General features: G+C 50.0%; 23 protein-coding genes. 10 read left to right on the forward strand and 13 right to left on the reverse strand.

Going from position 1 to position 22,500, the window contains the following annotated elements; all coding sequences use genetic code 11:
• The 5 genes from AC1DUO_RS13940 to rfaD form a co-directional block, all read right to left on the reverse strand.
• On the reverse strand, positions 1-250 hold a 250-nt coding region (locus AC1DUO_RS13940), incomplete at its 3' end, for a glycosyltransferase (RefSeq protein ID WP_477987667.1).
• Entirely contained in the window at positions 243-1,340 is a 1,098-nt protein-coding gene (locus AC1DUO_RS13945) for a glycosyltransferase family 9 protein (RefSeq protein WP_477987669.1), read from the reverse strand. The genes AC1DUO_RS13940 and AC1DUO_RS13945, both read right to left, overlap by 8 nt.
• Entirely contained in the window at positions 1,337-2,326 is a 990-nt protein-coding gene (gene rfaC / locus AC1DUO_RS13950) for a lipopolysaccharide heptosyltransferase RfaC (protein WP_112152577.1), read from the reverse strand. Before rfaC ends, AC1DUO_RS13945 begins: the two co-directional genes overlap by 4 nt.
• A complete protein-coding gene (rfaF, locus tag AC1DUO_RS13955; protein WP_477987671.1) occupies positions 2,326-3,375 on the reverse strand; it encodes an ADP-heptose--LPS heptosyltransferase RfaF in 1,050 nt (349 codons plus the stop codon). Before rfaF ends, rfaC begins: the two co-directional genes overlap by 1 nt.
• A 30-nt stretch (positions 3,376-3,405) precedes the next feature.
• Entirely contained in the window at positions 3,406-4,338 is a 933-nt protein-coding gene (gene rfaD / locus AC1DUO_RS13960) for an ADP-glyceromanno-heptose 6-epimerase (RefSeq protein ID WP_013577612.1), read from the reverse strand.
• Positions 4,339-4,580: 242 nt separating this feature from the next.
• Here rfaD and kbl point away from each other — a divergent pair, with 242 nt between their 5' ends.
• Entirely contained in the window at positions 4,581-5,777 is a 1,197-nt protein-coding gene (gene kbl / locus AC1DUO_RS13965) for a glycine C-acetyltransferase (RefSeq protein ID WP_013577611.1), read from the forward strand.
• Between the two features lie 9 nt (positions 5,778-5,786).
• Positions 5,787-6,809 carry an L-threonine 3-dehydrogenase gene (gene tdh / locus AC1DUO_RS13970; protein WP_013577610.1) on the forward strand — a complete coding sequence of 341 codons (1,023 nt, stop codon included), beginning with the start codon at positions 5,787-5,789 and terminating at the stop codon, positions 6,807-6,809.
• 67 nt (positions 6,810-6,876) lie between these two features.
• On the opposite strand, the gene AC1DUO_RS13975 is transcribed toward tdh, so the two are convergent.
• The 5 genes from AC1DUO_RS13975 to gpmM all read right to left on the reverse strand — a co-directional run bounded on the left by AC1DUO_RS13975 (position 6,877) and on the right by gpmM (position 13,128).
• The gene (locus tag AC1DUO_RS13975; RefSeq protein WP_013577609.1) at positions 6,877-7,806 is read right to left on the reverse strand and encodes a hypothetical protein; all 930 of its coding nucleotides are present in this window, start codon (positions 7,804-7,806) and stop codon (positions 6,877-6,879) included.
• Positions 7,807-7,808: 2 nt separating this feature from the next.
• Positions 7,809-9,032, reverse strand: a complete 1,224-nt coding sequence (locus AC1DUO_RS13980) for a glycosyltransferase (RefSeq protein WP_013577608.1) — start codon at positions 9,030-9,032, stop codon at positions 7,809-7,811.
• 181 nt (positions 9,033-9,213) lie between these two features.
• A complete protein-coding gene (locus AC1DUO_RS13985) occupies positions 9,214-10,143 on the reverse strand; it encodes a divergent polysaccharide deacetylase family protein (protein ID WP_013577607.1) in 930 nt (309 codons plus the stop codon).
• 2 nt (positions 10,144-10,145) lie between these two features.
• Complete coding sequence (gene envC, locus AC1DUO_RS13990; protein ID WP_015690600.1) at positions 10,146-11,438, reverse strand: murein hydrolase activator EnvC; 1,293 nt, start codon at positions 11,436-11,438, stop codon at positions 10,146-10,148.
• A 145-nt stretch (positions 11,439-11,583) separates the two neighbouring features.
• The gene (gene gpmM, locus AC1DUO_RS13995) at positions 11,584-13,128 is read right to left on the reverse strand and encodes a 2,3-bisphosphoglycerate-independent phosphoglycerate mutase (protein ID WP_013577605.1); all 1,545 of its coding nucleotides are present in this window, start codon (positions 13,126-13,128) and stop codon (positions 11,584-11,586) included.
• Between the two features lie 304 nt (positions 13,129-13,432).
• On the opposite strand from gpmM, the gene AC1DUO_RS14000 reads away from it, so the two are divergent.
• From AC1DUO_RS14000 to cysE, 5 genes are all read left to right on the forward strand, one after another.
• Entirely contained in the window at positions 13,433-13,864 is a 432-nt protein-coding gene (locus tag AC1DUO_RS14000) for a rhodanese-like domain-containing protein (RefSeq protein WP_013577604.1), read from the forward strand.
• A gap of 53 nt (positions 13,865-13,917) precedes the next feature.
• Positions 13,918-14,169, forward strand: coding sequence for a glutaredoxin 3 (gene grxC / locus AC1DUO_RS14005; RefSeq protein WP_013577603.1), 252 nt, complete (start codon positions 13,918-13,920; stop codon positions 14,167-14,169).
• 64 nt (positions 14,170-14,233) lie between these two features.
• Entirely contained in the window at positions 14,234-14,704 is a 471-nt protein-coding gene (gene secB / locus AC1DUO_RS14010; RefSeq protein ID WP_013577602.1) for a protein-export chaperone SecB, read from the forward strand.
• A complete protein-coding gene (gpsA, locus tag AC1DUO_RS14015) occupies positions 14,704-15,723 on the forward strand; it encodes an NAD(P)H-dependent glycerol-3-phosphate dehydrogenase (protein WP_013577601.1) in 1,020 nt (339 codons plus the stop codon). The genes secB and gpsA overlap by 1 nt, the downstream gene beginning before the upstream one ends.
• 87 nt (positions 15,724-15,810) lie before the next feature.
• Positions 15,811-16,632: a serine O-acetyltransferase gene (gene cysE / locus AC1DUO_RS14020; protein ID WP_013577600.1), complete on the forward strand. Its 822-nt coding sequence runs from the start codon at positions 15,811-15,813 to the stop codon at positions 16,630-16,632.
• 52 nt (positions 16,633-16,684) lie between these two features.
• Here the strand turns inward: cysE and trmL are convergent, their stop codons facing one another.
• From trmL to cpxR, 3 genes are read right to left on the reverse strand one after another with little or no spacing between them, the layout of a single operon-like run.
• Positions 16,685-17,158, reverse strand: a complete 474-nt coding sequence (gene trmL, locus AC1DUO_RS14025; protein ID WP_013577599.1) for a tRNA (uridine(34)/cytosine(34)/5-carboxymethylaminomethyluridine(34)-2'-O)-methyltransferase TrmL — start codon at positions 17,156-17,158, stop codon at positions 16,685-16,687.
• Between the two features lie 37 nt (positions 17,159-17,195).
• Entirely contained in the window at positions 17,196-18,566 is a 1,371-nt protein-coding gene (gene cpxA / locus AC1DUO_RS14030; RefSeq protein WP_119262198.1) for an envelope stress sensor histidine kinase CpxA, read from the reverse strand.
• Entirely contained in the window at positions 18,563-19,264 is a 702-nt protein-coding gene (gene cpxR, locus AC1DUO_RS14035) for an envelope stress response regulator transcription factor CpxR (RefSeq protein WP_013577597.1), read from the reverse strand. Before cpxR ends, cpxA begins: the two co-directional genes overlap by 4 nt.
• Positions 19,265-19,416: 152 nt before the next feature.
• Between cpxR and cpxP the strand changes: the two genes are divergently transcribed.
• The 3 genes from cpxP to AC1DUO_RS14050 all read left to right on the forward strand — a co-directional run bounded on the left by cpxP (position 19,417) and on the right by AC1DUO_RS14050 (position 22,434).
• Positions 19,417-19,926: a cell-envelope stress modulator CpxP gene (gene cpxP, locus AC1DUO_RS14040; RefSeq protein ID WP_013577596.1), complete on the forward strand. Its 510-nt coding sequence runs from the start codon at positions 19,417-19,419 to the stop codon at positions 19,924-19,926.
• A gap of 347 nt (positions 19,927-20,273) precedes the next feature.
• Positions 20,274-21,260 carry a 6-phosphofructokinase gene (gene pfkA / locus AC1DUO_RS14045; RefSeq protein WP_013577595.1) on the forward strand — a complete coding sequence of 329 codons (987 nt, stop codon included), beginning with the start codon at positions 20,274-20,276 and terminating at the stop codon, positions 21,258-21,260.
• Between the two features lie 184 nt (positions 21,261-21,444).
• Positions 21,445-22,434 carry a sulfate ABC transporter substrate-binding protein gene (locus AC1DUO_RS14050; protein ID WP_112197345.1) on the forward strand — a complete coding sequence of 330 codons (990 nt, stop codon included), beginning with the start codon at positions 21,445-21,447 and terminating at the stop codon, positions 22,432-22,434.
• Positions 22,435-22,500: the final 66 nt, after the last annotated feature.

Genomic DNA, 22,500 nt, shown 5'->3' on the forward strand with positions numbered 1-22,500 from the left:
GCGGATGTTTTGCCGCCAGCTCAAGAAGTCGGGATTTTGATATTTCATCGAGCGCACTGCCTAATATATGAATATGAAAAGCTAAGTCAGGGTTGTTTTTCAGGACAGAAAAGACAGTGACCCCCATACCACGGGCATAGGCATTATTTATTCCGAATGCGATATGGACCACAGAGAGTGATGAATCCCCTAAATTATTCACGAGCTCTTCTTTATGCTCGAGATAGCTCATATATTCATGGTCAGACATAATGTTGTACCTGACTTGTTTTGCTTATAACAAATGAACGTATTTTCTCCAGTTGAGMATCACTGAGTGAAAAAAGTTCTTCAGCACTGTGCCGGAATTGATAAGGTGCTGAGAAAATAAAAGATTCAGGCGCGAGTTTTTTATCTTCAGGCGTCAGGATGAGTGGCGCATAGGTTGGATGCTGCTCAGTTAAGTCACAAGGACCCGCTAAACATACCACTGGGATATTCACCGCATCTGCGATATACACGTTTCCAGAATCTGAGGCGATATACATATCCATCTGAGAAATGGCATGTGGGACTTCATGCAATTTTAGCTTACCGATCAGGTTAATGATGTTTTCGCGAGCACTGAGTTTTTCCAGCAACTGATCAAGGTATTTCTGCTCATTCTCCGGGCCAAAAACATAAAACTGACAAGGAAGGCCAGCCAGGGTATTAAGGATTTTAATCCATACCGCTGTCGGAATTGTTTTAGCTTTATTGCCTGCCGAAATGCTGATACCGATTTTGACCTGCTTGCTTGCCGCCAGCTCCGGCAAGGTTTTTTCAGGTATCCACAAGGGAAGGGTGGCATGTTTAGTATAGCTTTCTGCACTGAGGCTGGGGTCTGCCAGCTTCAGATAACTTTCCAGCGTAAAATCGGTTTTCTGATGCAAACGAACAACGTCGGCCGTCTGATAAAAAATCCCGTGATACCACTTGCGGGTATAAGCGATCAGAAAGGCTTTATGCTTCGCATTACAGAAGGCGGCATAGAAACCGTTAACGCTGTTAGGTTGTAGCAGATAAATATTGTCGTAGCGGTTGAGCAGGCGAAAGGCGAGACCAATTTTACTGACTAAAGATTTTTTGTAATCTTCAATGAGATAAATAGAATCGATCGTCGAATCGTGTGCAGCCAAAGGCAAAACCGTTTTACTGATCAAGACATCTGATTTTTTTAAATGCTTCAGTAAAGGCGTGATATTGACGAAATCACCAATTTTGGCGGTTTGTATGACCAGATTTCGCCCTTTGCCCTGATGAAAAGGCTTCATCAGCATTTTGAACGGCCACAGCAAGATGAAAATAATCACGTAGCTCATGGTCGGTTCATTTCCTCTTTCGCAGCGGTCAGATCACTCAGACGCTCAAAGACGGTTTTGGCTGGTAAGTTTTCCAGTGAATTGTTCTCGGCTTTGAGGATAAACTGATTCTTTCCATACCCGCCAATCAATCCCGGATCGGTCGGTCCGTAAAGCGTGATATTTGGACGATCCAGCGCGGCAGTCAGATGGCTCAGCCCCGTATCAACAGAAATGACCGCTTTCGCACCGGCTAAAACCTCAGCAACTTTTTCCAGACTCAACTTGGGCAACACCTCGACATAAGGGAACCCTTCCGCCAGACGCAATGCGCGCTGATGTTCATGGTCTGCCCCCCACGGAAGTTTGATGCGGATATCTTGCCCGCCGAACATGCTGATCAGCTCACGCCAGTGTTCTTCCGGCCAATGTTTATCGGCGCGGGTGGTGGCATGAAGAAACACCAGATACCGGCCCGCGTCGGCAGGAAGATGGGAGAGGAAACGTGCTGCAATAGCATAATCTCCCTGGCCTGATGGCTTTTCATAGCCCAGGCTTTTCGCAAACAATTCCCGGGTACGCTCTACCGCGTGCTGCTTTTTATCGATTTCATGACGCTGATTGTAGAACCAACTGGCGAATGGTTCACGGGCACTTTTACAATCCTGACCGTGTTTTTCACCTTTGGCGACACGGGTGATCAGTGCCGCGCTTTTAATCAGACCCTGAGCATCAATGATCGCATCATAGGTTTGAGACTGAACTTCGCGTTTGAAGTCGCAGCGTTGCTGACGGGTTTCAGAGCCGAACCAGTTTTTACGCCAGCGGCGGATGGCGACAGGTATCACGCGATCAACGGCAGGATGCCAGCCGGGGATCTGGCTAAATCCTTCTTCCACGACCCAGTCAAAGCGGATCCCGGCAATGGCCTGCATAGCATCCGTCAACGCCGGAAGGGTATGCAGAACGTCGCCCATGGACGACGTTTTGACGATGAGAACCCGCATTAAAGCTCCTTCCTTGCGCTCAGCAACTGGGTGAGTTCCTGATAAACTTGTCCGGGTTGAATATCAATTAAACTTTGGTGATAGCCTTCTTCAGCATCGCCTTTACGGACTTTATGGTAGCCAGTGATCAGACGTATAACTTTTGCCTGATGGCTGAGGGGCGGTGTGAAGTCCGGGCTGCTGGGCCCGTAAAGTGCTATCAGCGGTTTATCCAGCGCGGCGGCAACGTGCATCAGGCCTGAATCATTACTGACGACCGCATGACAGGCGGCAATCATCACCACCGCCTGATCCAATGAGGTTTTCCCCGYCAGATTGAGACAGAAAGGTTGTGCGTTTTCTGTCAGTGCCAGGCGAATTTGTTCACCTGCTGCGTTATCTTTTGCAGAGCCAAAGAGCACCACCTGATAGCCTTCGCTGATCAGTTTTTCAGCCAACACCGCGTAGTGATAATGAGGCCAGCGCTTTGCCGGACCAAACTCTGCGCCAGGGCAGAAACCAATCAGCGGCCGGGTGTTATCCACAGAGAATGAGGTTTTAACTGCGGTGACTTCAGCGTCGCCGACCTCTAATTTCGGCCAGAGAATGGGTTGTGGAAGATCAGCGGCAGTTTTGATTTGCCGGGCATCGTAGCCCAGAGCAGCATAACGCTGAACCATCAGTGGAAAAGCGGGTTTATCCAGCACCCGCAAATCATTGAGCAGACCATAGCGCATTTCGCCACGCCAGCCGGTGCGTTGCGGAATACGGGCAAAGAAAGGAACCAGCGCCGATTTAAACGAGTTAGGCAGAACGAATGCACGCTGATATTTCTCATTGCGCAATGAAATACCCAGACGACGACGTTCTCCCAATTCCAGCGCACCGTGGCCCAGCGGCATGGCCAGCGCCTGATGTACTTCCGGCATGCGATCAAGTAAAGGACGGCACCATGCAGGTGCCATCACGTCAATCTGAGCGTCGGGGTGCGCAGCTTTCAGGGTGCGATAAAGACTTTGTGACATCATCATGTCACCGACCCATGACGGCCCAATTACCAGTATTTTCATACCGTTAATCCATTCCTCAATGTGCAGGGCTTAAACTGTGCGGTTAAGCCAGCTCATGTATTCCGTAACACCTTCGGCAACCGTTTTGAACGGTTTGTCGTAACCGGCGTTACGCAGGGCCGTCATGTCGGCCTGTGTGAAGGACTGGTAACGGCCTTTGAGTTTTTCCGGGAATGGAATGTATTCGATATCGCCAGACTTGTGGTATGCCACGACAGCATCTGCCACGGCCTGGAAGGATTCCGAACGTCCGGTACCGCAGTTAAAAATGCCCGAAACACCGTTTTGCCAGAACCACAGGTTCACGGCTGCCACATCACCCACGTAGATAAAATCGCGTTTGAAGCCTTCGCTGCCCGAGAACAGTTTTGGGTTCTCCCCGGCCTTGATCTGATTATTCAGATGGAACGCTACGCTCGCCATGCTGCCTTTATGGCCTTCACGCGGTCCGTAAACGTTGAAATAACGGAAACCACAAATTTGAGATTCAGCGTGCGGCAGAATTTCGCGAACATACTGGTCAAACAGGAACTTAGAGTAACCATAGACGTTCAGCGGTTGCTCGTATTTACGCTCTTCAACAAAGCTGGTGCTCTGGCTACCATAAGTGGCTGCGGAAGACGCATAAAGGAAGGGAATGCTGCGATCTAAACAATAATGCAGGACATCTTTAGAGTACTGATAGTTGTTATCCATCATGTACTTGCCGTCCCACTCGGTAGTGGAAGAGCATGCGCCTTCGTGGAAAATGGCGTCGATATCACCCAGATCGTCGCCGGCCACGATGCTGGCGATAAAATCTTCTTTGTCGCAATAATCCGCAATATCCAGATCCACCAGATTGACGAACTTGGTGCCATCTTTCAGATTATCCACCACCAGAATATCGCGGTATCCCATATCATTGAGCGATTTAATAATATTGCTGCCGATAAAACCAGCGCCGCCAGTGACGATTATCATGGGATTCACCTTTAATCATTTGAAGAACTGCGCACCATGCACAGCCTGTATATTGGGTAATATCATAACACTTCATTATGAAGCTCACATTGGGAAGGTGTCCGATAACAGGGATTCTTATGTTTCAGAGCGTAAGGCGTGAACTATGCTGCAAAACAAAGATATTGTGAGCACTTCCATCGTTATTTTATATGCAGATTAGTAAGGTATTCCGTGAATGAGTCATTTCAGGAGAATACTGTATGTCTGTTTCGTTTTATCGCCAGCTGGAAGATCAGCTGGAGCAGGCCCGGGTTGAAGGGCTGTTTAAAGAAGAACGCATTCTCACCACGCCCCAGCAGGCTGAAGTCTCCGTCGCTGGCGGCCGTCCGGTGATCAATTTTTGCGCCAACAACTACCTTGGCCTGGCGAATCATCCCGAACTGATCCGTGCTGCAAAAGCCGGTCTCGACAGCCACGGTTTCGGCATGGCTTCGGTCCGCTTTATCTGCGGCACACAAGATACGCACAAAGAACTTGAACACCGTCTGGCTGACTTTCTCGGTATGGACGATGCGATCCTCTATTCCTCCTGCTTTGATGCCAACGGTGGGTTATTTGAAACACTGCTGGGTGAAGAAGACGCCATCATTTCGGATGCGCTGAATCATGCCTCAATAATCGATGGTGTTCGCTTATGCAAAGCGAAACGCTATCGGTATGCCAACAACGATATGTCTGAACTGGAAACCCGTTTGCAGCAGGCAAAAGATGAGGGTGCCCGTCATATTCTGGTGGCAACTGACGGCGTATTTTCAATGGATGGCGTGATAGCCAACCTGAAGGGCGTGTGCGACCTGGCCGAACGGTTCGACGCGCTGGTGATGGTCGATGATTCCCATGCGGTAGGTTTTGTCGGTGCCGAAGGGCGGGGAACGCACGAATATTGCGATGTGATGGGGCGCGTGGACATCATCACTGGCACGCTTGGCAAAGCGCTGGGCGGGGCTTCCGGCGGTTATACCGCTGCGCGTCAGGAAGTGATCGACTGGTTGCGTCAGCGTTCGCGGCCCTATCTCTTCTCTAATTCCCTGGCACCGTCGATTGTTTCTGCCTCCCTGAAAGTGCTTTCCATGCTCGAAGAAGGCAGCGAACTGCGTGAGCGTTTGCTCAGCAATTCAAAATTGTTCCGCGAGAAAATGACCGCCGCGGGTTTCACGCTGGCGGGGGCTGATCACGCCATTATCCCGGTGATGCTTGGCGAGGCTCGTCTGGCTCAGGAGTTTGCGTCGCTTTTGCAGCAGGAAGGGATTTACGTCACCGGTTTCTTTTACCCGGTGGTGCCTCAGGGGCAGGCGCGCATCCGTACTCAAATGTCAGCAGCGCACAGCACGGAACAAATCGAAAAGGCCGTTGAAGCCTTCACCCGTATTGGCAAAAAACTTGGCGTGATCGCCTGAGGAATGTCGATGAAAGCTTTAGCAAAACTCAAACGTGAAGAAGGCATCTGGATGACGGATGTGGCCGTGCCGGAATTAGGGCACAACGATTTGCTGATCAAAATCCGTAAAACCGCCATTTGCGGAACCGATGTGCACATCTACAACTGGGACGAATGGTCACAAAAAACCATTCCCGTACCAATGGTGGTCGGACACGAATATGTCGGCGAAGTGGTGGGCATCGGGCAGGAAGTTAAAGGTTTCAGTATCGGTGACCGGGTGTCGGGCGAGGGGCATATTACCTGCGGACACTGCCGTAATTGCCGGGGAGGACGTACGCATTTGTGCCGCAACGCACAGGGCGTGGGGGTAAACCGTCCGGGCGCTTTTGCGGAGTATCTGGTATTGCCTGCTTTTAATGCGTTTAAAATCCCGGACAATATTTCTGATGATCTGGCTGCCATTTTTGATCCCTTTGGTAATGCTGTGCATACCGCATTGTCGTTTGATCTGGTCGGCGAGGATGTTCTGATCAGCGGTGCCGGGCCGATTGGCATCATGGCGGCAGCCATTTGCAAACATGTCGGTGCCCGCCATGTGGTGATCACGGATATGAACGAATACCGTCTGGAACTCGCGCGCAAAATGGGTGTGACGCGGGCGGTGAATGTCAGCCAGCAAAGCTTGCAGAATGTGATGGATGAGCTGGGCATGACGGAAGGGTTTGACGTCGGGCTGGAAATGTCAGGTGCACCTGCGGCATTTCGCAGCATGCTTAACGCCATGAATCATGGCGGCCGGATTGCGATGCTGGGCATTCCATCGACCGAGATGGCAATCGACTGGAATCAGGTGATTTTCAAAGGACTGTTTATTAAAGGGATTTACGGAAGGGAAATGTTCGAAACCTGGTACAAAATGGCCGCCCTGATCCAGTCAGGATTAGATCTTACACCTCTGATTACGCACCATTTTCCGATTGATGAATTCCAGAAAGGGTTTGATGCGATGCGCTCCGGGCATTCCGGCAAAGTGATACTTAACTGGTAATCTGGCGCTCTGAAAATGCAAAAGTCCGCTGAAAATAGCGGGCTTTTGCTGATAGCGGGCGCAGTCTTTACGCCGCAGGACCGGCCATTTGTTTCTCGTCATCCGTCAGATAACGCACTTTACGGGTGTAATCCTGACCTTTGAATAACAGTTCATTATCCGGTGAAGCCAGATACTTTTGCCATTCTGTCAGCGGGAAGCCGCCATGAGCGCCGATCACTTCTTTAGGGATAACCGACGGTGTGCCGCCAATTTTTTTCGATACCGGCCAGTTCATCCAGTCGCCCAGATTGACGCTTTTGATGTCCAGCGTATCCAGCATGGCCGCCAGAGGCAGTTGATCTGTCGGGGGCTGGTTGTCTGGCAGAATGTTCCATGTATCGATGAAAAACATAATCCACAGCGGGCACAAACGCTCCCAGGTTTTACGCGTGGCGGCTAAGAAAGCGCCGTTCACGTGATCGACAATATAAGGACGCACGCTGTTTTTGTAATACGCCGGGATGATCTCAGGATCACAACCGTCCAGTTTGGCAATCATCTTGCCCTGACGGAAACTTGAATAAATATGATTTTCATGTAACTGAATTTCCGGCATTTTAAGCAAATTAAGATCGGAATCGATCATCAAAATACCGTCAGTTCTGGCCTGCAAAGGCGCCATCAGTTTGATCAGGCGGCTGAGATAAATTTGTTTATAACGATAATCACCGGATTTGGTTTCAGGGTGAAGCGTGACGATCCGGACTTTCTCCGGTAACGGGCGAAACTGGCTGGCAGCCTGATCGGTAACAATCACGATTTCCTGTAATGCGGTCGCAAATTTATCGGCAAACTCTGCACACAGACAAGCTTCTTCAATATAGTCAGCCCCCGCGGAAGGGATCACCACAGACGTCACGCTGTTCTTTGGTTTTCCTGCCATGACGGTCCCGTCATACGGCAAATTATGGCGTGAAAGAATGTGACGATATTTTGGATTTAGAAATTTGAACATATTCAGCCTTGTTTCTTTTTCACACTGCTTAAAACGGTTTCAACGCCTGAGACATATTTTTCAATTGCAAATTTTTCGCGAACAGTCAGATTTGCCTGCTCTGCAATTTCATTTCTCAGATGGGCATTGAGATACAGTGTTTTCATATGATTAAAGAGCATATCAATATCGCCATACTCAAATAACATGCCGGTTTCTGCATTTTTAATCAGTTCGGCTGTACCGGTGACATTCGAACCAATCACCGGCGTTTTCAGCAGCATGGATTCCAACACGACTCGCGGAAGCCCTTCACTTTTTGAGCCTAATATAAAGGCATCAAACGCGGACAGATATTCCAGCGCATTGCTCTGGAAGCCTGTAAATACCACTTTATCCATCATATTCAGAGCCGAAGTTTGCTGAATGAGACGGCGTAAATTCGGGCCTTCACCCACAAACACCATTTTCCATTTGGCTTCCGGAAATGCGCGATTAAATTTGTCTAGTGCCAGTAATGTGAAGTGATGAGCTTTGCGGTTAATCAGAGAACCTATACTGCCAAAGATGAATGTGTCGTTGTCGGCTGCTAATTCTTCCCGGATTTTTGTGCCTTCGGGCAATGGCTGATGAATATCAATGCCATTAAAAACGGTAAAACATAACTCTTTGCGTACACCACGTTTGAGCAGCTGTTCCTGAACGCCTTGAGAAACAGAGATAATGCTGTGGCAGAACCGGTTAACGATGCGCACAACCTCCCGGTTGAGCACCGGTTCAATGCGACAATGCTGTACGATTTCTGTGGGTAAACCGGCAGTAGAATAATAGCCTTCGACGTTAGAGCTGGGCTGATTATTCATATAGAGAATGTCAAACTGACCGAGTTCAAGCAGGGAGTGAATTTTGCGGATATTGGGATTAATACGCCAGATTTTGTCGATAGAGTAAATGGCTTTCTGACGCAAATTACTGCTAAAGAAAAACAGCGTTCTTAATACTTCTTTAGCTATTTTCGCCCAGGCAGGTTGCTTAACCTGCGGAATAAAAAATACCGGTACATTCAGTGAGTTTAAAATCTGACTGATAGTTTCGCCGTTGTCCCGGGCGTAATCGTTGTAAAAGCAGCAGCTGATTTCATATTTTTCACGATCGATTCTTTTCAGCAGTTCTAACATGCTGTTAGTCCCGCCTCCCCATTCCTTGCCACTATCCAGTAGCAGAATTTTAGATCGATCTTGTCCCATCGGTTAGCGCCCTTGCTCAGTCCGGTCAAAAAAATATACAGCGCCCATTATATGAGGCAAAACCCAGAAGCTCTACTTTTTAGTTTGGCTATGAAATCAATTGATATCAATAAGTTAGTTGGTGATGCCAAATATATGCGTACCACCAATATAATCAGGAAACCGCCAATGAGTGCGATTTCTACTTTTTAGTAAAAGTTGTTATCACAGAATACTGCCGTTCAACAAATGCCGCAGCGGGTGAAGATTTCAGGCTTTCCCCGAGAATTTTAAACATGCTGTCGGCATAAATCTGCGGGAGAGGTTGCCTGAGGTGGCAGACGCTGATGCCTTTACGTGATGATTTTACGGGCGCAATCGTGACCTTACCGGCGGGTATGCTGCGCTGGGGTTCGTTCAGCAGATCACTTGGCCTGACCAGAACGATATCGGAAGGTAGATTCGGCAACATTTGCTGCAGCACTTTCACCGTCGTCGGATGCGGGTGTCCTATCGCGATGGCATATCCATTCTTGCGTGCGAGCTGAATTGCGCGTTCAAACTGACGGCGGATTTCCGCTTCATTCTGCACATCATCTAAAAAGACATTGCGCTTAATGACTTTCACCCGGGTGCCCTGAGCCGCTTTGACTGACTGGGTGTTACCAATGGTCATGCTGTCGAGGAAAAACAGGTTGTGGGCATTCATTGCCTGCATGACATTTTCCATCCCGGTCAGGCTGGAGGTCATAGCACTACCCATATGGTTATTGATGCCAATCGCGTAAGGGATATTGATGATCGCCTGATCGACAATACGTTTCACTTCTGCGGCGCTCATGGAGGGTGTCAGCGTGTCTTTTTCCAGCGGTTGCTTACTAAGTGGCGCCATCGGCAGATGGATCAGAATTTCACGCCCCTGCTGGTGAGCCTTGTTCATCATCATCTGCGAATCGGGTGCGTTGGGAAAAATCGCGACCGATACCGCTTTTGGCATCTGAAGTACCTGGTTTTCCTCATGCTGGCGATAACCAAAGTCATCGATCAGGATGGATAATTTCGCTGCCTGAACCTGACAAGCAAAAAACGCAGTACCACAAAGGGCAGCTAAAACGGACTTGTTATATCGCAATGCTATCTTCCCAACCACGGCTGTGGATTAACGGCCTGGCCCTGACGACGAATTTCAAAATACAGCGATGGCTGGCCTTGTCCGCCGCTGTTCCCAACTTTAGCAATGGCCTGGCCCGTTCTGACCTGGTCGCCTACGCTGACCAGTGCATCCTGGTTGTAACCGTACAGGCTCATATCGCCTTTGCCGTGATCGATAACCACAACCAAACCGTATCCCTGTAACCAGTCCGCCAGAATGACGCGTCCGTCAGCAATCGCCCGGACATCACTGCCTTCTCTTGCTGAGATAACAATCCCTTTCCAGCGTAGTTCACCCTGCAGCTGTTCGCCGAAGCGATGTATCAACGAACCATTAACAGGCCACATATTTTGACCTGATGGTCTGCCCAGACCGCCGGTACGGGCCATCAGAGATTGCTCGCTTTGGGTCGGTTTGTAGGTGGAACCGGATTTCTTCGCCTGCTGTTCTTTCGCTCTGACTGCCGCAGCTTCACGCGCTTCTTTTTCTGCGCGTGCTTTGGCAGCACGTTCGGCAGCGGCAATTTTGTTTTGCAGGCTGGATTCGTTAGCGCGCAGTTCGGTCAGGCTCTGTTCATCTTTTTGCAATGAAGACTCCAGTGCCGTGAGCGTTTGCTTACGGGCGGCACGAGCCTGTTCGAGTTTCTGCTGCTGGGTTTGTTGTTCACTCAGCAGGCTTTTTTGCTGGGTTTGTTTCGATTGCAAAGAAACACGCTGTTCAGCCAGCGTGGCTCGGGTCTGTTTCAGATCCTCAATGGTTTTCTGTCGCGCTTCATTCAGATAACCAAAATAAGCCAGGATCCTCTCGCTGCGTGCGCTCTCTTCGCTGCTCAGCAGTAATTGCAGGCCTTTATGCTGCCCGATCCGGAATGCGGCATCGAGCTGCTTTGCCAGAATAGCTTCCTGCGTCTTTTGCTGTTTTTGCAATTTATCAATGGACGCATTCAGCCCGGAAATGTCTTTTCCCAACGTGGCGAGGGTTGACTGAGTGCTGCGTAACTGACTGCTGGCTGAGGCGATGGTTTTTTCCTGCGCCTGCAATTGCTGCAATAACGTGCCGCGTTGCTGTTTCTGCTGTTTTACGCTTTTCTCTTTTTCCGCGATGTTTTGCTGAATGGTTTTGAGCTGATCTTTATTGTCGTCAGCATGCACACTCACAGAAAGAGACAGCAGGGAAACGCAAAGTAGTAAGGCTGGAGATGGGAAGGCAGATACGGCCTTGTCCTGAGCGGAAAGGCGGGTTCTCATCAGGCTGAAATGATTGAATTTGCTCAAACTTTTTTCCGCTTGTCGACCGTGGATGATAGACAATATGGCTGTCCCTTTTCGTATCGTAACACTAATCAACCCGCTGATGCACAAACAAAAAAGGCGTACCAACGGGTGTCAGTACGCCTTTTTTGACGGTTTTTAACAGAAATTAACGCGCGATAAACAGCGGCTTGCCGCTCATTTCCGGCGGAATTTCCATGCCCATCAGTGAAAGCATGGTTGGCGCGATATCAGATAATTTACCGCCTTCAACCGCTTGTGCATTCCCGCCGATATAAATCAGCGGAACCGGCAGGCTGGTGTGTGCAGTGTGTGCCTGACCGGTCGCCGGGTCACGCATTTGTTCTGCATTACCGTGGTCGGCGGTAATCAGCAACTGACCACCCACGGCTTTCACTGCGTCCACAACCTGAGCAACACATTTATCGAGTGCTTCAACGGCACTCACTGCTGCGTCGTAAACGCCGGTATGACCGACCATGTCGCCATTCGGATAGTTACAAATGATGGTGTCGTACTTACCACTGCTGATTGCGCCGAGCAGCTTTTCCGTCAGTTCAGCAGAGCTCATTTCCGGTTGCAGGTCATAAGTCGCCACGTTTGGTGATTTCACCAGAATACGGTCTTCGCCTTCAAACGAATCTTCCATGCCCCCGTTAAAGAAGAAGGTGACATGGGCATATTTCTCAGTTTCGGAAATACGCAACTGCGTTTTGCCGTGCGCCATCAGCCATTCACCCAGCGTGTTTTTCAGTGATGCCGGTGGATAGGCGCAGGCTGCGTTGATGTCTGCAGCATATTCGGTCAGCATGATGAAATCGCCGAAGTTGATGACTTTTTCGCGGGCAAAACCATCGAAATCCGGACTGATAAAGGCGCGGGTGATTTCGCGGGCCCGGTCTGCGCGGAAGTTCATGAAGACCAGTGCATCGCCGTCATTGATGGCCGCGGATTCTTCACCAGCTGCCTGCAATACGGTTGGCTTCACGAATTCATCATTTTCATCACGGGCATAAGCGGCCTGCAGACCAGCCAGCGCATTATCGGCAGTAAATGCGCCTTTTGCCTGTGACATCAAATCATAGGCCAGTTGCACGCGATCCCAGCGGTTATCGCGATCCATGGCGTAATAACGGCCCACGATTGACGCAATACGACCCGTACCGATTTGTGCGAATTTCTCTGAGAAGCGTTTCAGCGCCGCTTCAGCGCTGCGTGGTGGTGTATCGCGACCATCCAGGAAGGCATGCAGATAAATGGCTTTCGCGCCACGGCGTTGCGCCAGTTCGACCATCGCCATGATGTGGTCTTCGTGGCTGTGAACGCCGCCCGCAGACAACAGTCCCATAATGTGAACCGCTTTGCCTGCGGCGATTGCGCGATCAACAGCGCCAGTCAGTACGCTATTATTAAAGAAGTCGCCTTCTTTAATTTCTTTGTCCAGACGGGTGAGATCCTGATACACGATGCGGCCGGCACCTAAATTGACATGGCCTACTTCGGAGTTTCCCATCTGACCATCAGGCAGACCGACGTCCAGCCCGGATGCGGCGATAAGGGTATGCGGGTGAGTGGCCCACAGATTATCCATGACGGGGGTTTTGGCATTCAGAATTGCGTTATCTTGTTGTTCTTCACGATGCCCGTAGCCATCCAGAATCACCAGAACCATCGGTTTTTTGTTGCTCGACATGTCAATTGACCTCAGTTTAAAAGATGAAATGCTCAATAGGCTCGCCAGTTGCAACGGCATGAACAGGCGCGGCTAAATGCACTCAGGCGGGCTGATTTTACCCCAGCGCCGTGTGTGAATAGCCCGAGGAGATCAAAGATGAGGCGGGGTGAGGGTTAACTTTCGGCATAAAGCCGTGTTAATTTTCCAGGATGTGCCGCAGATTGTGGCATTCACCCGCGCTTACTGGCTGTATTTGCTCCGACGCGCAGGTATACTCTGAAGCCTTGAATTTTCCCCCAACTGACGGGAGTTGCTACACCCCATGCAAGATATTATGCCATTCATCAGTGCGCATCCGGTTCTCAGCCTGGCGTGGGTTGCGTTACTGATTGCAGTAATTGTGACCACCTTTAAAACACGTTTTTCTAAAGTTAAAGAGATCACCCGTGGCGAAGCAACCCGCCTGATTAACAAAGAAGATGCCATCGTTGTCGATGTTCGCGCGCGTGAAGAATTCCGCAAAGGCCACATCGCTGAATCACAGAATGTTTTGTCTGCTGACATCAAGAACAACAACCTGGGTGAGCTGACCAAACATAAAGCACAGCCTGTTATCGTGGTTTGTGCCACAGGACAAACTTCCCGCACTGCGGCTGAAGGCCTTATTGCTGCTGGTTTTGAGCGCGTGTTTACACTCAAAGAAGGTATCAGCGGCTGGAGCAGTGAAAACCTGCCTTTAGTGCGCGGTAAATAAGACATTAAGCCAACTGCTACGGCACTCAATTTTACGACTCTGAGGTGGAACCCATGGCAAAAATTGAAATCTACACCAAGGCAACCTGCCCTTATTGCCATCGTGCGAAAGCTCTGCTTAATAGCAAAGGAGCTTCATTCGATGAAATCGCTATCGACGGCGATGCAGATAAACGTGAAAAAATGATCGCCCGCAGCGGTCGTTCAACCGTTCCTCAGATTTTTATCGATGGGCAGCATGTCGGCGGTTGTGATGATTTACATGCACTTGATGCACGCGGTGGCCTTGACCCAATGCTGGGTTAATAAAGGCGGCGGCTGTTTTTCATTAAGTGTTTAAAAGGACTATTAACCCGAGGGTACTACTCACATGTCAGAACAAAATAACACCGAGATGGCTTTCCAGATCCAACGTATCTACACCAAAGACATCTCTTTTGAAGCGCCAAATGCGCCTCAGGTTTTCCAGCAAGACTGGCAGCCAGAAGTTAAACTGGATCTTGATACCGCTTCCAGCCAGCTGGCTGAAGGCGTATATGAAGTCGTCTTGCGTGTGACGGTAACTTCTTCACTGGGCGACGAAACTGCGTTCCTGTGCGAAGTTCAGCAGGGTGGTATCTTCACTATCTCCGGTATTGATGGCAACCAGATGGCGCATTGCCTGGGTGCATATTGCCCGAACATTCTGTTCCCGTATGCCCGTGAGTGCATCACCAGCCTGGTTTCCCGCGGTACCTTCCCGCAACTGAACCTTGCACCTGTTAACTTTGACGCTCTGTTCATGAACTATCTGCAACAGCAAGCTGAAGGCGAAGGTGCTGAACCGCATCAGGATGCCTGATGAAAACCGTCAATGCGTCAATGACAGTGATCGGTGCCGGCTCGTACGGCACCGCTTTAGCGATTACTCTTGCCAGAAATGGCCATCCCGTTGTGCTGTGGGGACATAATCCCGACCACATCAACGCATTACAACGTGCCCGTTGTAATCAGGAATTCCTTCCTGATGTTCCGTTCCCCGATAATCTGTTGCTCGAAACCAATCTGTCTGTCGCGTTAGCGGCCAGCCGTAATGTGCTGGTTGTGGTACCCAGCCATGTATTTGGTGACGTTTTGCGTCAGCTGAAACCCCATTTGCGCCCTGATGCGCGCGTGGTATGGGCGACGAAAGGGCTGGAAGCAGAAACCGGCCGTCTGTTGCAGGATGTCGCGCGCGAAGAACTCGGTGATGCCATTCCGTTAGCGGTGGTTTCCGGGCCGACATTCGCCAAAGAACTGGCGGCAGGTATGCCAACGGCAATCTCACTGGCCGCCACTGATGCCAGTTTTGCCGAAGATCTGCAGCAATTGCTGCACTGTGGCAAAAGCTTCCGTGTTTACAGCAATCCCGATTTTATCGGGGTTCAGTTGGGCGGTGCGATTAAAAACGTTATCGCGATTGGTGCCGGAATGTCCGATGGTATCGGCTTTGGGGCTAATGCAAGAACCGCGCTGATTACCCGTGGTCTGGCTGAAATGACCCGCCTGGGTTCCGCTTTAGGCGCTGATCCGGCCACATTTATGGGCATGGCAGGCTTGGGTGATTTGGTGTTAACCTGCACAGATAACCAGTCCCGTAACCGTCGCTTTGGCATTATGCTGGGGCAAGGCAAGGATGTTCAGACTGCTCAGGACACCATCGGTCAGGTTGTTGAAGGCTATCGCAATACGAAAGAAGTACGGGCTCTGGCGCAGCGTAATAACGTTGAAATGCCAATCACTGAACAGATTTACCAGGTCTTGTACTGCGGTAAAGATGCGCGTGAAGCGGCGATCAGTTTGCTTGCCCGTGCGAGCAAGGATGAAAAACACAGCCACTGAAAGGCATCTGCAGAATAGCCACCTTGTTGGTATTCCCGACAGGGCGGCTTTTTATTACCCGAACTTGCAAAGTCGTAAGGAAAAGTGATGTCGCTAGAAGAATTAGAACTGGTCTGGAATAACATTAAATCAGAGGCGAGAGCGCTGGCTGAGTGTGAACCGATGCTGGCCAGTTTTTTCCATGCGACGTTGCTAAAACATGAAACGCTGGGCGGCGCGTTGAGCTACATTCTGGCCAACAAGTTGGGCAATCCGATTATGCCTGCGATGGCGATCCGTGAAGTTGTCGAAGAAGCCTATCGCAACGACGAACAAATGATCCTCTCTGCTGCCCGTGACATTCTGGCTGTGCATCAGCGTGATGCGGCAGTCGACAAATATTCCACCCCGTTACTCTATCTGAAAGGATTCCACGCGCTGCAGGCATACCGTATCGGTAACTGGCTGTGGAAGCAGGATCGTAAAGCGCTGGCGATTTATTTCCAAAATCAGATTTCAGTGTCATTCGGCGTAGATATTCACCCGGCGGCGCGTATTGGCTGCGGCATCATGTTTGACCACGCCACCGGGATTGTCATCGGTGAAACGGCCGTGGTTGAGAATGACGTATCGATTCTGCAATCTGTGACGCTTGGTGGTACAGGAAAAACCTGCGGTGACCGCCACCCTAAAATCCGTGAAGGCGTCATGATTGGTGCCGGTGCGAAAATCCTCGGCAATATTGAAGTGGGTGCTGGTGCGAAAATCGGTGCGGGCTCAGTCGTGTTGCAATCAGTTCCTCCGCACACCACGGCTGCAGGCGTTCCGGCGCGAATTGTCGGGCGTCCGGAAAGCGAGCGTCCTTCCATGGATATGGATCAGCATTTCAACGGTATTGCGCAGGGTTTTGAATTCGGCGACGGTATCTGACGGGCTTTCAGATGGCATGAATTTGCATGCCATCTTCTTCACTTCCATTCCGCTATTCTTTCAGCAATGCGCCCGGATATCCCAGTTGACGCCAGGCTTCATAAACCACCACAGAAACAGCATTCGACAAGTTCATGCTGCGACTTTCTGCGCGCATAGGAATGCGAATTTTCTGCTGTGCGGGCAGATTATCCAGAATAGACGCCGGTAAGCCGCGAGTTTCAGGGCCAAACAGCAGGAAATCATTATCCTGATAGCTCACGGCGCTATGCGCTGGCGTGCCTTTGGTTGTCAGGGCAAAAAGACGTTGTGGATTTTCGCTGCTGAGGAAAGCGTCATAATTAGCGTGATGCTTTATATGGGCGAATTCATGGTAATCGAGCCCGGCACGGCGCAGACGTTTATCGTCCCAGCCAAAGCCCAAAGGTTCGATGAGGTGAAGCTGACATCCGGTGTTGGCACACAGGCGGATAATGTTGCCGGTGTTGGGCGGGATTTCTGGTTCAAATAAAACAATGTTAAGCATGCGTCCCCCTGATAGAGGGACGCAGAATAGCAGAATCTTAACGCTGGTGCAGCGGCAGCCAGATAATCAAACGAAGGCCGCCCAGCGGGCTGTCTTCGGCTTTTACCTTGCCTCTGTGCTGCTGAACCGCGGTATCCACGATCGCCAGCCCAAGGCCGGTGCCGCCGGATTCCCGATCACGCGCTTCATCAGTGCGGTAGAACGGACGGAAAATCTGTTCACGATCTTCTTCACTCACACCAGGGCCATCGTCATCAACGGTGATAGTGATCCCTTCACTGTCGTGGGCGAAGTTCAGGACAATGTGATGATGCGAATAACGCAGGGCGTTACGGATGATGTTTTCCAGCGCACTGTCGAGAGCCGCAGCATTACCGATCAGTTTCCACGGGCCAGGTGGCGACGTGACCTCAAGGTTTTTACCCATCTGTTCGGCTTCAAACTGTGCATCATCAATCACACCCGCCCACAATTCGCTGGCCTTCAGGGTTTCGCGCGATAATTCATTTTTATGCTGGCTGCGTGATAACACCAGCAGGTCATTGATCATGCCATCAAGGCGCTGAGCCTCATTTTCGATACGTTGCAGCTCTTTACCCTCACCATGACGACGTCTCATCAACGCGGTGGCCAGTTGCAGGCGCGTCAGTGGGGTACGTAGCTCGTGTGAGATATCCGAAATCAGCCGTTGCTGTGCTGTTACCATTCGTTCGAGTGCGCTGACCATCTGGTTGAAACTGGCACCTGTCGCAAGGAATTCCTGCGGTCCGGCTTCGAGTTCCGGATGCTGCTTGAGATTGCCGCGTGCAACGTCGTCTGCGGCGTTTTTCAGCTTACGTGCAGGTTTTGCCAGGCTCCACGCCAGCCAGAGCAACAGCGGGGCGCTGATCAGCATGGTGACGATTAGCAGCAATAGCGGACGGTCGAACATCAGGTTGATAAAATCAGACTGAGAACTGCTGGCGGGGCGCATCAGGTAAAGCTGGTAGTTGTCTTCGCCATCACGAACGGAGAAAGGCCCCACCATTTCGACGCGACCATATTTTTTCTTCTTTGGACGATCTGAGTTATCCGACTGGCCGATAAAGTTACGTACGATCTGCATTTCATTGCGCTGAGCGCCAATAACGCGCCCTTCGCTGGTCACCAGCAACAAGCGTTGACCCGGCGGTGCCCATTTGTCGATGGCACGGAACAACCGGCGCCACCACATCAGGTCATTGGCAGGATCGGTCGCCAGTTCAGCTTCAACGTGTTGTTCAATCATCAGGCCTTGCCGCTGCTCGTTATCAAGCAACGGCGTAATCTGGCGTGAATCGAGTTTCGGCACCATTAATACCAGCATCAGCACTAAGGCTAATGTGAACCAGAAAATGGCAAAAATACGTGCCGTAAGACTGTTTATCATGAAGCAGAAACCATCAGATAACCGCGTCCACGCAGGGTTTTAAACCATGGATGTCCGTCCTGACGATCGGGTAATTTACGGCGTAAATTGGAGATGTGCATATCAATAGCACGGTCAAACGGCGTCAGACGTTTACCCAGCACTTCCTGACTCAGATGTTCGCGGGAAACGACCTGTCCGAGATGTTTTGCCAGTAAGTACAACAGGGTGAATTCAGTGCCGGTTAAATCCAGCGCTTCACCGTTAAAGCTGGCTTCCTGACGGCCGGGGTTCAGTTGTAAGCCATCGACTTCAAGCGTCGGTGAACCGTTGTTCTCATTGGTTTGCTGCTGTTCGCTCCAGTTAGAACGCCGCAACATGGCCCGGATACGTGCCACAAGCTCACGGTCGTTAAACGGTTTTGGCAGATAGTCATCGGCACCCAGTTCGAGGCCGAGGACACGGTCTAATTCACTGCCACGAGCAGTTAACATAATCACTGGCGTCTGATGGCGCTGGCGTAATTCTTTAAGGGTTTCAATGCCGTTTTTCTTCGGCATCATCACGTCAAGTAACAGAAGATCGATGGTATTATCGATTTTCTCTAATGCCTGCTCACCGTCGTAAGCCACTACAACATTAAAGCCTTCCATTTCGAGCAATTCTTTCAAAAGTGAAGTCAGTTCACGGTCGTCATCAACTAACAAAATTTTATTCATTGTATTTACCTCTAGACGCAAAATACGTCATCAATTGCCGCTATTCCATGACTTTACGTACTTTTACAAGCACTGACGCTTGTTTGCAGCAGCAGGTTTAGACTGCTTTTCAATGATTCGCGATGAAGCGATAAAGACTTTAGGAGTATGTGATGTTTAAGGCAGCTTCATTCGGTTTGGCCACGCTTCTGACGCTGAGTTCAGGTGTCGTTTTAGCAGATGGTGCGAAACCAGTGTCGGCGATGCCAGCAGAACATGATAGCACGATGTTGGATAAGCCTCAGGAACGCAACACCATGTTTGATGGTGTAAATCTTACTGAGCAACAGCGCCAGCAAATGCGTGACCTGATGCACCAGGCTCGTAAAGATCTACCCCATGTAAATGTAGAACAGATAGAAACGATGCACAGGCTGGTTACCGCCGAAAAGTTTGATCAGGCCGCCGTGCGAGCACAAGCTGAATTAATGGCTCAGGAGCAGGTGGATCGTCAGGTCGAAATGGCCCGCATCCGCAACCAGATGTTTAATCTGCTGACCCCTGAGCAAAAAGATGTATTGAACCAGAAACATGAGCAGCGCATGAAACAGATGCAAATGCAGTTATCTGGATTACAGCCCTCTTCTGCCCAGAAGACGAGTAGTACCAGCACGACCGAGTAAGATCCCTGTTTTTCCTTGCCATAGACACCATCCCTGTCTTCCCCCATCGAAAGGTGGGGTTTTTTTTGTCCTCAATTTGGGTTGGATTTGCAGAACAGGAAATTAACAAGGTGGAAATGTGATCGTAACGAACTGGAAATATCTTGTAAAAGCCGTATGAATCAGTAAATTGCGATGTACCGAGCGGTGTATGCGTATTCTTGCTGACTTGAATCAATTCAGCACCGGTGTTTTGTTATACTATAGGCTCAAACGCTAATAAGCCCTTTTGGCTGCATAAAAAAAATTCGCCCAACAGGCTGGCTCAAGATTCTTAAGAAATTGCATCTACAAGTTCAGAGGTAGTCATGATCAAAAAAATTGGTGTACTGACAAGTGGTGGCGATGCCCCAGGCATGAATGCTGCGATCCGTGGCGTTGTCCGCGCCGCTTTATCTGCAGATTTGGAAGTCTACGGTATTGAAGATGGCTACCTCGGCATGTATGAAAACCGCATGCGCAAACTGGATCGCTACAGCGTCTCCGATATGATCAACCGTGGCGGTACTTTCCTGGGTTCAGCACGTTTCCCGGAATTCCGTGATCCAGAAATGCGTAAAGTTGCGCTGCAGAATATGAAAGACCGTGGTATCGATGGCCTTGTGGTTATCGGCGGTGACGGTTCATATGCCGGTGCAGACCTGCTGACCAAAGAAGGTGGCATCCGTTGCATCGGCCTGCCAGGCACAATCGATAACGACGTTGCGGGCACTGACTACACTATCGGTTTCTTCACGGCGCTGGGCACAGTGGTTGAAGCCATTGACCGTTTACGTGATACCTCCTCTTCACACCAGCGTATCTCTATTGTTGAGGTGATGGGCCGTTATTGCGGTGATTTGACCTTAGCAGCAGCGATTGCCGGGGGTTGCGAATTTATCGCTATCCCTGAAGTTGAATTCAAACGTGATGATCTGGTTGCTGAAATCAAAGCCGGTATCGCGAAAGGCAAAAAACATGCCATCGTTGCCATCACCGAGAAGTTAGATGACATTGAAGAACTGGCTAAATACATCGAGAAAGAAACCTGTCGTGAAACGCGTGGCACGGTATTAGGTCATATTCAGCGTGGCGGCGCACCTGTCGCTTATGACCGTATCCTGGCTTCCCGCATGGGTGCGTATGCTGTTGACCTGTTGCTGGAAGAAGATCGTGACTATTCTCAGGGCGGTTTCTGCGTGGGTGTTGAAAACGAGAAAATGGTTCACGAACTCATCTCGATTTGTATCGCGCCAGAGAACAAGAAAAGCAAATTTAAAGAAGACTGGTACGACACGGCGAAAAAACTTTTCTGATTCAGCTTATTGCGTGTTTAAAAGAACCTCCTTTGCGGGAGGTTTTTTTTCGCCACTCTTTTTGTTTATTCCATAAAGTAATAGAAAAAAACCTTTTATTCTTTATGTGTTTCGTTTTTATCTGGCACGCTCTCTTTAACGAACAAATAAATGAAATCCATAGAAACTATTTCGGGAGAGTACGATGCGTAAATGGGCTGCAGGTTTGGGATTGCTGTTGGTGGCAACCGGAGCAATTGCCAAAGATATTCAGATTCTGAACGTGTCATACGATCCAACCCGCGAATTCTATGAACAATATAACAAGGCATTCAGTAAATACTGGCAGGGCAAAACCGGTGATACCGTCACCGTACGCCAGTCGCATGGTGGCTCAGGCAAACAGGCTACGTCAGTAATTAATGGCATTGAAGCGGATGTGGTAACACTGGCGCTGGCTTATGACGTTGATGCTATTGCAGAACGCGGCCGTATCGATAAAAACTGGATCACCCGCCTGCCGGACAACTCTGCGCCTTACACGTCCACCATTGTGTTCCTGGTGCGCAAAGGCAACCCGAAACAAATTCATGACTGGAATGATTTGATCAAACCGGGTGTATCGGTGATTACGCCGAACCCTAAAACGTCTGGCGGCGCACGCTGGAACTATCTGGCAGCCTGGGGTTACGCGTTGCATCACAACAACAATGACAAAGCGAAGGCTCAGGATTTCGTGAAAGCATTGTATAAAAACGTCGAAGTGCTGGACTCCGGTGCACGTGGCGCAACGAATACTTTCGTTGAACGTGGTATCGGTGATGTGCTGATTGCCTGGGAAAACGAAGCGTTGCTGGCAACAAAAGAAGTCGGCAAAGATAAGTTCGAAATCGTCACGCCAAGCGAATCGATTCTGGCGGAGCCAACGGTTTCTGTGGTTGATAAAGTCGTGGATAAGCGTGATACCCGTACAGTGGCGGATGCTTACCTGAAATACCTGTACTCGCCGGAAGGCCAGACTATCGCGGCAGAAAATTATTACCGTCCGCGTGATCCGGAAGTGGAGAAGAAATTCGCGGCTGAATTCCCGAAACTGAAACTGTTCACCATTGATCAGGTTGCAGGTACCTGGGCTGAGGCGCAGAAAGACCATTTTGCGACAGACGGAATTTTCGACCAAATCTCGAGGCGTTAATCGCCATGTTACAGGCAATAAAAAAACCCCGGCATGCCGGGGTTTTTTTTATGCGCAGAAGAAACA

It is taken from the genome of Rahnella sp. P4_A8 (assembly GCF_056402435.1).